The sequence below is a fragment of the Ruegeria sp. EL01 genome (assembly GCF_900313035.1).
GTDB lineage: Bacteria > Pseudomonadota > Alphaproteobacteria > Rhodobacterales > Rhodobacteraceae > Ruegeria.
In genome coordinates, this window is record NZ_OMPS01000042.1 from 51804 (window position 1) to 65916 (window position 14113).

A 14113-nucleotide genomic window follows, 5' to 3' on the forward strand; every position below is an offset into this window, starting at 1 on the left:
CGGGGCTGGGCAACAGTGTACTTTGAAATGTGAGCAAGAGACATGGGAAAACGGGTCGCAGTACGCAGCAAGGGTTTGTCCAAGAATTTTGGACAGCTCGAAGCGATATCTTCTGTAGATCTCGAAATAACGGAAGGATCCATTCACGCGCTGGTCGGCGAAAATGGTGCGGGTAAATCGACTTTTCTGTCCATGATTTCCGGGCGGCTTCATCCGACCGCTGGTGACCTTCTTATTTTTGGCAATCAAGTGCATCTCGCCTCGCCCCGCGAAGGCCGGTCGGCAGGCATAGTCGGAATTTATCAGGAACTTTCAATCGTGCCGGAGATGACGGCGCTAGACAATGTGTTTCTAGGAGAAATACCATCGTTCATGGGCGCGGTAATGTCTTCGGAAATGGCCGCCAAATATGGCGAATTGGCTGAGCGCTTGAACGTCAATATAGACCCGCGCAGCAAAGCTGGACGGCTATCTGTCGCTGATCAACAGATCCTCGAAATCATGAGGGCCGTTCAATTCGATGCCAAAATCATCCTTCTAGACGAGCCCACTGCCGCCCTGGCTCCGGCCGAGAGAAAAGCACTTTTTGCATTAATGCGGGACCTGCGGGCCAGCGGGCACACGCTGGTTCTGGTTTCGCACAATCTTGATGAAGTCCTCGACATCGCGGACGCGGTAACGGTTTTTCGCAACGGTCGCTTGATTTCAACCCAACCGAAAAAAAGCTGGACCAAGAGGTCGCTCGTAAAAGCCATGCTGGGCCAGAATGTCGACGACTTGTACAAGCGCCGCGCAGCGCCAATGTCCTTATCCTCCGAGCCGGAAGTCTTACGGGTTTCAAACTTAACCGTACCCGGCGCTGTCCAGGATATCGAATTGGTCCTTCGCCGCGGAGAAATCTTGGGCTTGGGCGGCTTGGTGGGATCAGGGCGAACGACCGTTTTGCGCGCAATAGCCGGAGCAGAGCGAACAGCACAAGGTGACATGGTTCTGATGGGGAACAAGCGGCAATGGCCTCGCACGGTTCGAGAAGCGCGCCGCGCCGGGATCGGCATTGTTCCCGAAGATCGAAAACTGCAGGGCCTCTTTCTGCATATGAAGTCCGGTCAGAACATCGTGATCAGCGATCTTTCCACCTGCACAACTTCCGGAGTTTTGTCGGTCCGCAAACTTAAGGCTGCTGCCTCAAAGGCCGGTCAGAAGTTTCGACTCGATCCGAAAAGGCTGGATCATTTGGTCGGCACGTTATCCGGTGGAAACCAGCAAAAAGCACTTCTGTCTCGTTGGTGGCACCACCGCCCGAACATTTTGCTGATCGATGAACCGACACGTGGAATCGACATCGGTGCAAAAGCGGAGATATTGGCCTCTCTGCGCGAAATGGCCAGTGATGGTGTCGCAATCATAATGGTCTCTTCCGAACTGGAAGAACTGGTCTCCATAGCCGATCGCGTCTCAGTTGTTTCCCAAGGTCAGTCAGTCGGTGAAATCGATGGTGACGACCTGTCCGTGAACGCAATCCTGAACCGCGCTTTTCAAGTTGAGGAACTTCATGTCTGACACACTTCACAAATCAACCGTTACCATCGCCCCAAAGAAGCTCCATCAACTGGGTCTTCCGATATTGAAGAGATACACGCTGGCCATCACGCTGGTTCTTTTGGTTTGTGTTTCGCAGTATTTGTATTCAGGCTTCTTAACCCCAAGCAACATCGTCAACATTTTTGCGCAAAACGCTCCCCTCGGGATTATTGCTGTTGGCATGACTTTGGTCATGATCACCGGCGGTTTTGATCTCTCGGTGGGTTCCGTGTTTGCAATTGGCGCCACGCTATATACGAGCCTGGTTGTCGGAGGGATGGGATTACTGGAAGCCTTCCTGCTAACCACTCTTGTTGGTGTTGCCGCTGGATCATTGAATGGGGCTTTAGTAACGCGACTTGATGTGAATCCATTCGTTGCAACTCTTGGCACAATGTCCGTGTTCACCGGTGCAGCACTTATCTATTCCAATTCACAACCTTATATGACGTCGTCCGCATCCTTCACCCTGCTGGGACGGGGATCCCTTGCGGGTTTGCCCTACTCCATCTGGATACTAGCTGCCTTCATGCTGGCCGGACAGCTGATTTTATCCCTGTCTGTTTATGGACGCCAAATTTATGCCGTTGGAGGAAACACTGAAGCGGCCAGGTTGGCTGGCCTCAGAGTGGCCGTCGTTCGCGGTTCGACCTACGCGATTTGTAGCGGCTGTGCCGCGGTCGCAGGCATGATCATGGCGTCGCGGCTGGATTTGGGCCAGGCAGACATGGGTCGAAACATGGCTCTGGATTCCATCGCGGTCGTTGTGATCGGAGGAACCTCCCTTTCGGGTGGGCGCGGCGCCGTTTGGCAAACCGCGATCGGCCTTATGCTTGTCGCCGTCCTCACCAATCTGCTCGATAGCCTGGCTGTCAGCGCGAATTATCAATTGCTCATCAAAGGTACAATCGTTGTCGCGGCGGTCGCATTGGACGCGATTAGCAGGCGTCACACTTAGAACCAATCCCATGCAACAGACGACGGAGAAACCCATGCCCCACCCCGGAGACAATTTATTCGCCTGCATCAGCCAAATTCGAAAACCAGACAGAATTCAAGATCACATGCCTGCACATGTTGATTGGTTGAAGGAGAGGGACCTGGAAGGTCGAGTCGTGGCGACAGGTGCGCAACTTCCTCTTGGTTCAGGTGGCGTACAGATATTTGCGGCTGCAAACCTTGAAGAAATGGAAGCGATGCTCGCAACGGACCCTCTCGTCGCGGGGGGCGTGACCGAGAATTGGGTCTTTGAGTTTCAGTTGAATGACGAGCCTAACCGAGGCCGATTGATGAATTATTTTTTCGACGCCTCGTTCTCAGAGAATAGCAAGTAAATCAAAATTTTAGACGGAAAGAAAAAACGATGAATGCGGATCCGTTTGTTGTCATTGTAACCATGAACCTTAAGCCGGGTGTCAGCGATGAATTTCATGCTTCGCTTGAACCTGTCTTAAACACAATGCGCTCCGAGGAGACATTTGTGAACACGATTGTCCATACATCAAAGGACAATCCCAACCATATCATGCTGTACGAAACCTGGCTGGATTACGATGACTTCATCGCCAACCAAATAACGCGACCATATCGCGACGACTACTGGAAGAAACTCGAAGTTCTTCTGGAGTCACCTCCGGACCGTGAGTTCTTTTTTCCGTTGCGAGGTGATTTCGTATTTCAAAACGGACGGACTCAGAGCCTACCGAAATAGGAAATCGACGCGATCCCGACAACTGTCGAATCCAAAGTGATCGTCAGCGCCGAAAGCAAATTCGTGATTGCGCAACAGACGTATCGATCCGGAAGAACTCTCCCGTTTCTTCTACAGAATTTCCCTGCCAACAAACTCCAACGAAAGGATAAAAAATGGAACTGGAAGGCAAACGAGCTCTCGTCACAGGTGGCGGCAAGGGCATGGGCGCTGCGATAGCCAAACGCCTTGCGCAAGAAGGTGCAGACGTTGTCGTGACATACAGCGTGTCTAAAGGGCCGGCCGAGGAGGTAGCCGAAAGCATTCGAGCTCTGGGTCGAAAGGCGCAGGCTATATCAGCCGACAGTCGTGATGCAGATCAGATAAGATCCGCAGTTCAAGCTGCTGGCGACCTCATGGGCGGTATTGATATCGTTGTGAACAATGCGGGGATCTTCAGATGGGGTATGATTGAAGATCTGTCGATCGAGGATTTTGACGACAGTATTTCAGTCAACTTCCGGTCGGCCTATGTGACCACCAAGGAAGCAATGCAATATATCCCTGATGGCGGAAGAATCATTTTCATAGGATCCAACTTGGCGTCCAGGGCGCACTTTCCTGGATTGGCGGCTTACACATCAACCAAGCTTGCCCTTTCTGGCCTGGCCCACGCGCTAGGACGTGAACTGGGTCCACGCGGCATTACGGCAAATGCAATCCACCCTGGTTCAACCAACACCGACATGAACCCAGCGGATGCAGATGACGCAGACATGAAAGTCGCCGCTGCAGCACGTCAAGCCTTCATGGACACGAGCGAGATCGCGGATCTGGTTGTATTTCTTGCTTCCCAAAAGGGTCGTTCAATCACCGGTGCTGATCTAGTCATTGATAACGGCGCCAACGCCTGAATCAATCCAATCATTGATTTTTGAACCAATGACGCCAGCTGACCTAATTAGTCAGCTGGCGTTTCGCTTTCTTAAAAAACGCCGCAGTCAAAGACTGCGGCGAGTTGGGGAAGAAGACCATGTGTTCAAGTGGACTGTTGTGACCGATACCAATTCAAATCGGGCAAGTCGTGTGCTTCTTTCAGCATCGGCTCCCTCGTAAGTTCAGGTCGCCGTAATCCCAATACCCCTGGAACTGAACCGAAGGGGGCCGGTATCTCCAAACCATCTGGGAACTCGGGTGTCTTGCGCATTGCGCGCAATCGTTTCATATCCAAATCCGCATATAGTATGCCTTCGTTGGGCATCACGCCCAGTACACCCTCTGGACCCGCGACAATACCTAATCCGCGGTTCAGGCCCTTGCTGTCTCCCGCAGGAATCTTGCGGCCGCTGTAGTGTTCCATCAGTTCGCGATCAAACAAATTTTGACAAGACGCAGTGTACATGATGTTTTCGATAGCTCGTGCCCGAACGAGTGTTTGCCAAACGTCTTTCCAACCAAAATCATCCAAAAACCATCCGACGGGCATCAAGAGGATCTCAGCGCCTTTTAGCGCCATAATCCGAGCTACCTCGGGTACAAACATTTCACTGCATATCGAAACACCGACCTTTCCCCACCCAAGATCAAACACAGGGAAATCGTCACCTGCGACGTACTCAAAATCAACCAGTCCGCCTGACGTATACATGGCCTTGTAGACAGCGCTTTCGGGATGAGTCCTGTGATAGAAACCCAGCACTTCTCCGTGCGCGTTAATCACGACTTGGCTCACGTAATACGCACCAGGCTTTCCTTCGACAGGCACACTTGTACCCGCGGCAACGGCTATCCCAGCTCGGCGGGCCGCCTCACACAGCGGCTCGACAACCTCAAATCGATCCTTGTGAACTGATGGCCCCGGATACATCTCGGGGAAGAGAAGTAAGTCAGCACCTGCATTGCCAGCCTGCTCGATGTAACTTAGAGCATCGTCCAGCATCTCAGGTGACGAGTCACCCGACTTTGCTTGAACTTGTGCAACGGCTATCTTGATTTGGTCTTTTTGTACGCTCATTTTGTTGTCCACTTTGTAATTTGACCCCGTTGGATTACTCAGTCTTGTCTGTCGGATGGAAACCCGAACATCGCGCACGGATTGAGTGTCTGAACCTGTTCAGCCAAAGTTTTCCCGAGCGCTGTATGAAGGCGCGTTATGGGTTTGTCTGGGGCCATGTCGAATGGCAAATCGGTTCCAACGAACACATTTTCTTGCCCAACACGCTGGACCAGATAAGCGGTTGCCTGCTCGTCGTGAGTGAGCGAGTCAAACAGAATTCGACCGCAGTAAGACCAGGGATCAGGATTGACATCTACAAGCTCTGGTCTGACCGCAATGGCATGACGTAAGCGGCCCAGCTGATAGGGTAGGTTTCCACCGCCATGAACTAAGAGGACACGTAAGTTAGTGTAGCGGTCCAGTAGCCCCGAACAAATAACCCGCTCGCCCGCAACCATCGTCTCTTGCGGATTCCCAGCAGCATTTTGCAGGTACCAGTCCTCTAAGCCGCGGAATGGGGGATTGTAATAAGGATGCAGCATAACCAGCATCCCCAGTTCATCAGCAGTCTTCCAGAACCGATCAAACTGCGGTTCATCGGGACGAGAACCCAGAATGAGGGTTGCTATCTCAACGCCAATGGCACCCTTCGAGTGAGCTTCCCTCAACATGTCACACGCAAGACTCACATCTTGCATCGGAACATGGGCAAACCATCGAAACAGATCAGGTGCGTAGTTTGAGAATCTGACAAATCCCTCGTTTATCGCCTTGGCATATCGCGCACCCAATTCTGCGGGTAAATCGTAAAAGAAAGTGGGAGGGGCAACAGACAAAACCGCGGCGTCAAGCTCATTCGCCTTGAGTTCTTCCAACTTGGGTTCGGGATCCAAGAAAGAGTCCGCAAGGGGAAACGCGAACCCGTCATGCAGTTTAAGCCAGCCATCATCAAGGCTCGCACCGAAAGCCGGATCAGAGACCAGGATCTCGAGCGCTTCGCGAGGAATGGCATGGTTATGGATGTCGATCTTCATGACTTCACCACACAGGTCGGATCAATTTCGACTAGCGGCCCGTCAAACATCATTGTCGTAGAGGGAACGTATGACACCGCCGGTGCTTTGGAAGGATCCGGAAAATACTCTCGCCAAACTCTGATGAATCCTCGGTAGTCTCGTTCCGGCTCAATCAGAAACACTCTCACATGGACACAATGTTCCCAATCAGTCCCGTTCGACTCCATCTGTTTTTTCAGCAATTCGAGGGTAATGCGCGTGTGGGATTCAATCAGAGCCGAGTGATAGGGCAGCCCCTTGGGCGCTTGAGGAACACTTGAAAAATCGTCGCAGGGCACCTGTCCTGCGAAGAACAACCAAGGCCCTGCCTTAATCGTTGGAGAAAAATTCACTTTTCGCTCGTCCGGATGCCAATTGATCCCTTCTCTAGGATCCTGCTTTTCGTGTTCATCGTCTGGGACGACGGCAATGAAATTTGGGACAAAAACAGCGCCCGGGACCGTTAAGCCTTTTATTCCCATCGAACTGCGTGCGGGCGGGATTGTCATGCGATCACCCCAAACGAGATCAACGTCGTTGAATGTCATCAAATCTGGTTCGTAGAGGTGCGACTCAACAATGCTCTCTACCGAGCTGCCCGCTTTTTTTAGAACCCTGTCTAAACGATCAAAAACCTTTACGGCTTGCATCGTCGGTTCACTGCCGTAATGAGGGAAGCCTTCAGGCTTTCCGACGGCCAGACCTGTCTGGAAATCGATCGCTGGAAAACCGGAGCAGAACACCAAGTTTCCAGCGCGCACAGCATCAGGGGCCCATTCGAGTTCCATCGGGTCGGGATCGTCGCAGAACGCTTGTTTCTTGAGTCCACTTTCTTTCAACAGTGCGACGGCATCGATATTGAGCAATGCATCCGGAAACGGAAATGTTTGACCAACCTCTATCACCGTTCGTGCCGGAGGATCATCTGGAAAGAACTTTCGCCAAACAAGCAAGAACTCGTAATAACCTTCGACGTTTGCGAGATGAACATCGACTTTCACAATCAATTCAGGCGAAGAGCCCATCTCTTCAAGAAGCTTGAATAAGCGTTCAAAGCAAGTCGAAGCCTGTACCGACATAGGAGAGGCAACTGTGGTTCCTTGTACCGGATCTGCGCCAACAATGCGTCCCTTGTCATCTTGTGGATATATTGACGAAGTGAAGAGGTAACCGTTGGCCCTCACTGCATTAGCGAATGGCAAGTTATCTCCCGGCTTGGACCTGGCAAGAACCGCATCTTTTTTCATAGTCGTCTGTTTCCCATATTTCTCTGCCCCACAGTCTGAGGCCTGCCTTCGTCCCTCACCGAAAGCATCCATGCGGAGGCGCTAAGCCTGACCAATCAGCGGGGCCTCTCGAGATCCTTTGGTCACTTCAAACGCTGAATTCTCTCTACATGGCTTGCGGCCGACAATTGATTTGAAGATCAGCAGCTTATTAATGTAGTGGACACTAAATAAATAAGCTATCGAGGACGGCAGTGTCAACCCCTCTAGTTTTGCAGCCGGGGCAAGCTCTCCACCAATGCCACGAAAAAGCTTTCGGGCAAACTAATCTGATAAGATAGCCACTGCTTCGCGCGGTGGCTGTCTTTGCGAGATCGTAAGTGGGATTTTACCGATGGTAGGGCCATTCAGCGGGCATATAGTAGAAACCCTCTGCTCCAGCAGAAATATGGCCCATGGCGGGGAATGGCATATGCATTCCGGCAACTAGCAAACGGTCAGAAGCCGCCATGTCCAACGCGCGTAGCCGTGTTCTTGCGGATTGCGCAGGATCGACGTCGAAAACGGGCCCCCATTCCGGGTGTGTTAGTTGGAACGTCACGTTATGGATGATGTCTGCCCAAATGAAAAGCGAGTCATCGCCAGATGTTACGATGTACCCCGTGTGACCGGGTGTATGTCCCGGAAGCGGTACTGACAGCAGACCCGGAAGCACTTCTGCTTCACGGCTGATTAGAGTCGTCCGTGTTGCGTAGGCTTTGGCGGCAAGGCGTGCAGTAGCGAAAAATGGCTTGAAAGCATCCGGCGCCGCCGCCACCGCAGCGTCATCGTGCCAATAACGAAATTCGGTTTCAGGCACGATCAGTTCAGCATTCGGAAATACAGCGCTGCCGGTATCGTCGATTGCACCGGCGATATGATCTGGGTGGAGGTGTGTTACGAGGACTGCATCGATCTGGTCGGCACTCACGCCGTGGGCTTCAAGTGCTTCGGGCAGCTTACCCAATGTTGGACCGAAAGAGTTCGCGGCACCTGTATCGATTAATACCAAGTGCTCACCTAAATTCAGCAGAAAAGCGTTCACGGGGCTAAGGTTGGGTTGGTCCTCCTTGAATGCACGAACCAATAGCTCCTCAGCCTCGGAACTGGGAATCGAAAATAGATCTGCCGGCATCTCCATGTAGCCATCGAGAAGAGCAGTTACTTGAGACGAGCCAATCCATTGACGCACGACGCCTGGAAGCGGATTGGAATCCAACGTGGTTTCAGAAGCTGCCATGCGCGGGTGAGACAGCACAGTGGCGGCGGCCGAGGCAGAAGCACCAGCGAGAAGTTGTCTGCGGGAAAGATTCATATTGTCCTCGTTCGTCTGGGGTTAAGCGATGCGTTAGGCGCCGATCAGGCGGAACGTACACTCCATTCCTGCACTTCGGTCGGTCAGGGTGGACTGATAGGCGTCTGATTGGTACCAACTCAGTGCGCTAACCCGATTGGGAAACCGGATGATGGCGCCATGGGAAAGTCCAGTTTCACCTGCCAGAGCCTCCCAAGCCCCACTCACAAGAAACTCACCGCCGAATTTCTTGATGATGGGCCCGGCTGCTGCGGAGTACCGCTCCTTGGCTGCGGAATCCTTGACCTTCAGCTCAACAACGACAAATGCACTCATTTCTCATTCCTTGTCATGTTCCAAAAATGGTGTTTCGAAATCAGGCTGACTACGCCTGACGGTCGTGTTCAAAAGCAACGCAAGACACTGGTGCATGGACGTTGAACCTCGCGAGCGAAAGGCAGCGCGTTGCCTGCTAGATTCACTTTGTTCGCCTCCTAAACTCAATCAATGCTGTAGGCGGCAATATAGCGGAATATCTAGGAACCGATTGCGAAAAATCATCCTAACATTGTATCCTACTGGTATCCAATAGCTGAACTTGATGTGGAGCCAACATGTTCACTGAGATTCTGAAGGAGTTGCCTACTTTCCTCGTTGTGGTTGAGTCAGGAAGTTTCTCCGCAGCTGCTAAGCGCGTCAACTTGACGAGATCCGCTGTCGCCAAATCCGTCGCTCGGCTGGAAGCCCATCTTGGAATCCAGCTGTTCAGCCGCACTACGCGCCGGTTGATTCTAACTGATGAGGGCGCTCGATATTATGAAGATTGTAATCACTTGGTCCGCGACCTACGCGATGTTGGAGCGCAGCTTAACAAGGGCCGAACGGAACCGATCGGTCGAGTGCGTATCAGCACGCCAGTTCTAATCGGACGGCACTGCGTTGCGCCAATACTTCGCGATCTCTTGCGGTCGCATCCGCAGCTAGAAATCGACGCGGAGTTTTCCGATTCTGTCGTGGATGTGTTGAATGACGGCTACGATCTAGTGGTGCGGATTGGCTCTGTTGGCAACGCTACTGATTTAACCACGCGCAAAATCGGCGCTCAGGACATGGCGATCTTCGCGTCGCCTGAATATCTCAGTCAGCGAGGTATCCCTACCACTATTGACGACCTCTGTTCCCACTTTGGGATAGTGTACGGAAAGTCTTCAAAGGGGTTGACTTGGCGTGTCCAGGATACAGATGGAGCAATCCATGACGTCCTGATGAGCAGCAAACAGAGGTACGACGACTTAGAGGTAGTATTGGATGCTACCATTGAAGGCGGCGGTCTAGCATGGCTTCCGCGTTGGCTCGGAAGACCGCATTTGGCTTCAGGGGCCCTTCAGCTTGTTCTGGATAGTGATCAAGTGCAACCCATTGATATTCGCGCTGTTTGGCCAAAGAGCAAGTTCCTTCCACTAAGAACACGAGCAGTGATTGACGCACTTATCAAGAGAGTTCCGCACTTCCTAGGCTCAACACCCGAACCGAGAGATGAAAGTAACATGGCGAAATGTGGTTCCGTCCTGTCACTTTAGCGTCCTTCCTTCAGCTTAGAATGGATCTGTTACAAACTTTCGTCTGTTGACGCAGTCAGATGCTGTGGGTGAATGACTTTCGGTAAAATCGGTCGAAAGTCAGTTCATGAATTCCTTCAAAGGCGCGTACCTGAGGTTTCTGATCTAATGTCTCGTTGTTTTGCAGGAGGCATAGCGATGAAATTCAAGATCAGGTTAGAGACTGATGATCAGGTTGCGAATTAGGCTCTCCAATCGAAGAAGCGATTAGGAATGGGGGGCTTTCTCCGTGTTCCTAGAAATAGCGAAGGACCACTTCAGTGGGGATGACCACAACCGCTTGTATTCATGGGAGCACGGTCCGAATAGATCCGAAAAATAGCCGGATTATCTACGGTTACGACAGCGGCGGTCTCGGTAAATGGTACATATCTCTAAACTCGCCATCAGGGAACCTAGCTCTTCGTGTTCTAGTGCCGCCCAAACGCTCCACCAAGCGTTTGGCACTCTTGTTGTCATCGTTCATGTAAGTTTCAACTTTGTGCCAAAGATAGTTGTCGTAAGCATGCGAAATTGCAGCGATGGAGGCCTCATAAGCGTATCCACGACCCCTCGCGGTTGGCAGAAGCCACCAAGTTAATTCCCTTGGCCAATCCAAACCTTGCCAAAATCCGCATGTCCCAACTATTGATCGCGAGTCTTTTACGCGGATCATCCAGACCCCGAACCCTGAAAGGTGCCACGAGCCTAAGTCCGATTTAAGCCGTGACCAAATCTGGCTGTTCGAGATTGGGCCCCCATAGGACAAGGAGGCATTGGGGTCTGAATAAAACTTCTGGTAAGCATCAAGCCCGCAAATACTCGGCGCTAGAAGTTCGAGTCTCTTGGTTCGAAGTCGAGGAATATCCATATTGCCAAAAGCTAGATTTTAGTTTGCCGACGAGCCCACGTTTATCACTTCGTCATTTTCTAAGAATGCTGTCCTAGGTTTGACTACAGAAAGCACCCAAAAACGTTTCCCGCTACATATGTGGTACTATAGATTTGTACTTTCTGTACAAAGCCTCATTGTTGGTTAGGTTTTCGGTGTTTTGACTTTGGAACAATGGTGGCGTTAGCTCTTCGTTATTGCACAACCGAACTGTTTCGCTAATAACCGTTTGAACAATGGCGATACCGGAAAATGACGAAAAGCCACCAGTTGATCTTCCTCCATCTTGAATCAAACAATCGCCATATGGAGCACCATTATCAATGACGAAGTCAGAGATTTCGAACAACTTTTTCCCACTGCTGTGAGTTGCAACGGTGTGTTTTGAGTGCTCTAGTGAAGTGATGGCGACGGTTCTAATTCCTTCGATTTTTGCACGAAGAGCCATTTCCACTACCACCGAGTTACGTCCTGAGTTGGACACTAAAAACAACAGAGCCGCTCGCGAGATGTCGTACTGCTCCCATATGATGTCTGCAAGACCAGACAACCTTTCCATCGAGCCCGACCTCATGGCCCCGAACCCGTTAAGTATTGAAGGATCAAGAACAGCGACGACGTTTGCCAGTCCCCCGGCGCGACCAAACATCTCCATTGGAATCATGTGGGAGTGCCCGGTTCCAAAAGCGTAGATCAGCTTATCTTGGCGCACGATATTCGCAAGTTCGCCCGCGACGGATCGGATAATATCTTCTTGCGAGTAAATCAGATTCTCGACACGTTTGACGGCTAGTTTCGGGAAGTACAAATTTGAATTCCTTTCAGTTAATGTCTCGACGACCCTTGCAACTTCAACTGTCTTTTGGCTCTAGCGGTTTAGCCTAGCACCTCTCTGAGGCGGCCCGTCCTTAAACCGGTCAAATCGTTCGTCGGTACAGTTCGATTGAGCATCTCAGGTCTTGCATGTTTGTGCCGATTCGTGGAAAAACATGCATCACAATATGAGGAGCTGTCAATGCCGTTAACTGCGAGCCCGGACGAGCGGTGGGACTTTGTTCTGAAATCCCTAAAGAAGGAGGGGCGCTTGACGACAGGGGAGCTTGCTGAACACTTTGGCATCTCGGAGGACTCGGCGCGTCGTGACCTCCGAGAATTGGCCTCTAAAGGGCTTATACAACGGGTACACGGTGCTGCTCTTCCTGCATCGTCTGCCGCTCAGCCTTTCGCCTCCCGATACAAGATAGCATCAAGGATCAAGACCCGCCTGGCAGAGTTAGCTGTGGCCCACCTAACCGAAGGGCAGGTTGTCCTTTTCGACGGCGGCACTACAAATCTTGCGATTGCAGAACAGGTACCTAGGTCACTATGTATCACGGCAGTTACCAATAGCCCGCAGATTGCGATAGCATTGTCGAAAAAACCAAATGTTGACATCATTCTGATCGGAGGAACTTTCGACCCGCGAAGCCAGACGACCATCGGATCCACCGTGTTAGAAACTGTTCAACGCATCAAAGCGGACGTTTGCTTTGTTGGCGTTCACGGGGTTGATGCTCTACGCGGGCTGACAACCCCATATTATGATGAGGCCACGATCAAAGCAGCAATGATCGCATCTGGAAAGAAGGTTATTGCCGCGGTAACGAAAGATAAGGTGGGCTTCACCTCAGCATATAAAATTGAGAGCGTGTGTTCGTTGGATTCTCTAATTGCAGAGGACCAACAAGAGGTAGTGCAACAGCTTTCTTGCATCGAAGATGCTGGAGTGCCTGTAGAGTTGGTCTAAGACTGGCTAAGACAGGGCACGTTGACCTCAAATACAGTGCTATTCCAATAACCGGGAATAGGGAAACTGGGATAGCTAAGAAGCGACTTACCGACGGAAGCACCTTTAACCCTATGCGTGAGTTTGAGTGAGGCTGTCGACGCCGCTTCGACAGCGCCTCATACCGTAGGTCTAAATGGAATCCGCCTAGACGATTAGCAGGCTGGTGCGCGTAGTGTTGTAAATAAGCTCAAAGGTGGCCCAGCCTGCGGCTAAAGGTTAGAATTGGACCAATGTTGAGGTGATGGCACGATTACCAGTTTGCTATATAGAGAGCTCCCAATTGTGCCACTATCGTCGCCAACACCTGGCGGTACAAAACCTGTGTTGCGAGAGCGGTTACCTTCAGTAGCGCTACTAATTCTCTGTTTCCTGCCGCTTGGTTCGTTAGCACTAGAAGGTATCATTCGCGACTGGGGCGCTATCTTTTTGCGACAGTATCTGGAGGCGCAACCGTTCACTTCGACGCTTTTGTTCGTGACGGTCTCGACGTCCATGGCACTTGTTCGTTTCTCAGGTGATGCTATCCTTGAGTGTCCGTCCGGTGAAGCCGACCTAACGGGTTCGGTATAGGGGGTCTAAGTGTCCACCATTGATAGTGGACACCATGAGGCACTCTATGAGCGGGCGAAAGAAGCGGTATTGGTCGGATGAGGAGAAGCGCGAGATTTGCGGGCAGGCGTCGATGCCGGGTGTTTCTGTAGCTCAGGTTGCCCGGCGCTACGCTGTGAATGCCAATCTGATTTTCAAATGGCTTAAGGATTCTCGGTTTGCGCCGGATGTGATCGACGTCGCGGCGGAGCCTGTATTCTTGCCGGTCGAGCTTGGTTCCGAGATGCCGGGGGAGTTTGACCTGACGCCTGCCACTATAGAGCCGACGCCKGCGGCAACTCCTTCCGGCCGGATCGAGATTGAAC

Annotated in this window: 15 protein-coding genes; 8 read left to right on the forward strand and 7 right to left on the reverse strand. The window is 51.7% G+C overall.

Annotated features, from left to right (window positions below; genetic code table 11):
* The first annotated feature begins 42 nt into the window (after positions 1 to 42).
* The 5 genes from D9K61_RS18010 (at position 43) to D9K61_RS18030 (ending at position 4185) form a co-directional block, all read left to right on the forward strand.
* Positions 43 to 1560: a sugar ABC transporter ATP-binding protein gene (locus D9K61_RS18010; RefSeq protein WP_120634584.1), complete on the forward strand. Its 1518-nt coding sequence runs from the start codon at positions 43 to 45 to the stop codon at positions 1558 to 1560.
* Positions 1553 to 2539: an ABC transporter permease gene (locus D9K61_RS18015; protein WP_120634585.1), complete on the forward strand. Its 987-nt coding sequence runs from the start codon at positions 1553 to 1555 to the stop codon at positions 2537 to 2539. Before D9K61_RS18010 ends, D9K61_RS18015 begins: the two co-directional genes overlap by 8 nt.
* Positions 2540 to 2573: 34 nt before the next feature.
* On the forward strand, positions 2574 to 2915 hold the full coding sequence (locus D9K61_RS18020; RefSeq protein WP_216825833.1) for a YciI family protein: 342 nt from the start codon (positions 2574 to 2576) through the stop codon (positions 2913 to 2915).
* 29 nt (positions 2916 to 2944) lie between these two features.
* A complete protein-coding gene (locus D9K61_RS18025) occupies positions 2945 to 3292 on the forward strand; it encodes a putative quinol monooxygenase (protein WP_120634587.1) in 348 nt (115 codons plus the stop codon).
* Between the two features lie 155 nt (positions 3293 to 3447).
* Positions 3448 to 4185, forward strand: coding sequence for an SDR family NAD(P)-dependent oxidoreductase (locus D9K61_RS18030; RefSeq protein WP_120634588.1), 738 nt, complete (start codon positions 3448 to 3450; stop codon positions 4183 to 4185).
* A gap of 125 nt (positions 4186 to 4310) precedes the next feature.
* Here the strand turns inward: D9K61_RS18030 and D9K61_RS18035 are convergent, their stop codons facing one another.
* From D9K61_RS18035 to D9K61_RS18055, 5 genes are all read right to left on the reverse strand, one after another.
* On the reverse strand, positions 4311 to 5285 hold the full coding sequence (locus D9K61_RS18035; protein WP_120634589.1) for a carbon-nitrogen hydrolase family protein: 975 nt from the start codon (positions 5283 to 5285) through the stop codon (positions 4311 to 4313).
* 38 nt (positions 5286 to 5323) lie between these two features.
* On the reverse strand, positions 5324 to 6301 hold the full coding sequence (locus D9K61_RS18040; RefSeq protein WP_120634590.1) for an amidohydrolase family protein: 978 nt from the start codon (positions 6299 to 6301) through the stop codon (positions 5324 to 5326).
* Positions 6298 to 7569 carry a RidA family protein gene (locus D9K61_RS18045; RefSeq protein ID WP_162946953.1) on the reverse strand — a complete coding sequence of 424 codons (1272 nt, stop codon included), beginning with the start codon at positions 7567 to 7569 and terminating at the stop codon, positions 6298 to 6300. The genes D9K61_RS18040 and D9K61_RS18045 overlap by 4 nt, the downstream gene beginning before the upstream one ends.
* 367 nt (positions 7570 to 7936) lie before the next feature.
* Positions 7937 to 8902 (reverse strand): MBL fold metallo-hydrolase, encoded by a 966-nt coding sequence (locus tag D9K61_RS18050; protein WP_120634592.1) that lies wholly within the window; start codon positions 8900 to 8902, stop codon positions 7937 to 7939.
* A 33-nt stretch (positions 8903 to 8935) separates the two neighbouring features.
* Complete coding sequence (locus D9K61_RS18055) at positions 8936 to 9217, reverse strand: DUF1330 domain-containing protein (RefSeq protein WP_120634593.1); 282 nt, start codon at positions 9215 to 9217, stop codon at positions 8936 to 8938.
* A gap of 278 nt (positions 9218 to 9495) precedes the next feature.
* On the opposite strand from D9K61_RS18055, the gene D9K61_RS18060 reads away from it, so the two are divergent.
* Positions 9496 to 10461 carry a LysR family transcriptional regulator gene (locus D9K61_RS18060; RefSeq protein ID WP_120634594.1) on the forward strand — a complete coding sequence of 322 codons (966 nt, stop codon included), beginning with the start codon at positions 9496 to 9498 and terminating at the stop codon, positions 10459 to 10461.
* A 376-nt stretch (positions 10462 to 10837) separates the two neighbouring features.
* Here the strand turns inward: D9K61_RS18060 and D9K61_RS27925 are convergent, their stop codons facing one another.
* Together D9K61_RS27925 and D9K61_RS18070 are read right to left on the reverse strand one after the other, a co-directional pair.
* Positions 10838 to 11350, reverse strand: a complete 513-nt coding sequence (locus D9K61_RS27925; protein WP_120634595.1) for a GNAT family N-acetyltransferase — start codon at positions 11348 to 11350, stop codon at positions 10838 to 10840.
* A 112-nt stretch (positions 11351 to 11462) separates the two neighbouring features.
* Positions 11463 to 12179: a sugar isomerase domain-containing protein gene (locus D9K61_RS18070; protein ID WP_120634596.1), complete on the reverse strand. Its 717-nt coding sequence runs from the start codon at positions 12177 to 12179 to the stop codon at positions 11463 to 11465.
* 171 nt (positions 12180 to 12350) lie between these two features.
* Here D9K61_RS18070 and D9K61_RS18075 point away from each other — a divergent pair, with 171 nt between their 5' ends.
* Both D9K61_RS18075 and D9K61_RS18080 read left to right on the forward strand, forming a co-directional pair.
* Positions 12351 to 13157: a DeoR/GlpR family DNA-binding transcription regulator gene (locus D9K61_RS18075; RefSeq protein WP_120634597.1), complete on the forward strand. Its 807-nt coding sequence runs from the start codon at positions 12351 to 12353 to the stop codon at positions 13155 to 13157.
* Positions 13158 to 13815: 658 nt separating this feature from the next.
* Positions 13816 to 14113 (forward strand): transposase (locus tag D9K61_RS18080; protein WP_216825834.1); only part of this gene is annotated, 298 nt, incomplete at its 3' end.

Coding starts and splice junctions, on each gene's coding strand:
- D9K61_RS18010 (WP_120634584.1), top strand. CDS start 43: ATGGGAAAACGGGTCGCAGTACGCAGCAAGGGTTTGTCCAAGAATTTT.
- D9K61_RS18015 (WP_120634585.1), top strand. CDS start 1,553: ATGTCTGACACACTTCACAAATCAACCGTTACCATCGCCCCAAAGAAG.
- D9K61_RS18020 (WP_216825833.1), top strand. CDS start 2,574: ATGCCCCACCCCGGAGACAATTTATTCGCCTGCATCAGCCAAATTCGA.
- D9K61_RS18025 (WP_120634587.1), top strand. CDS start 2,945: ATGAATGCGGATCCGTTTGTTGTCATTGTAACCATGAACCTTAAGCCG.
- D9K61_RS18030 (WP_120634588.1), top strand. CDS start 3,448: ATGGAACTGGAAGGCAAACGAGCTCTCGTCACAGGTGGCGGCAAGGGC.
- D9K61_RS18035 (WP_120634589.1), bottom strand. CDS start 5,285: ATGAGCGTACAAAAAGACCAAATCAAGATAGCCGTTGCACAAGTTCAA.
- D9K61_RS18040 (WP_120634590.1), bottom strand. CDS start 6,301: ATGAAGATCGACATCCATAACCATGCCATTCCTCGCGAAGCGCTCGAG.
- D9K61_RS18045 (WP_162946953.1), bottom strand. CDS start 7,569: ATGAAAAAAGATGCGGTTCTTGCCAGGTCCAAGCCGGGAGATAACTTG.
- D9K61_RS18050 (WP_120634592.1), bottom strand. CDS start 8,902: ATGAATCTTTCCCGCAGACAACTTCTCGCTGGTGCTTCTGCCTCGGCC.
- D9K61_RS18055 (WP_120634593.1), bottom strand. CDS start 9,217: ATGAGTGCATTTGTCGTTGTTGAGCTGAAGGTCAAGGATTCCGCAGCC.
- D9K61_RS18060 (WP_120634594.1), top strand. CDS start 9,496: ATGTTCACTGAGATTCTGAAGGAGTTGCCTACTTTCCTCGTTGTGGTT.
- D9K61_RS27925 (WP_120634595.1), bottom strand. CDS start 11,350: ATGGATATTCCTCGACTTCGAACCAAGAGACTCGAACTTCTAGCGCCG.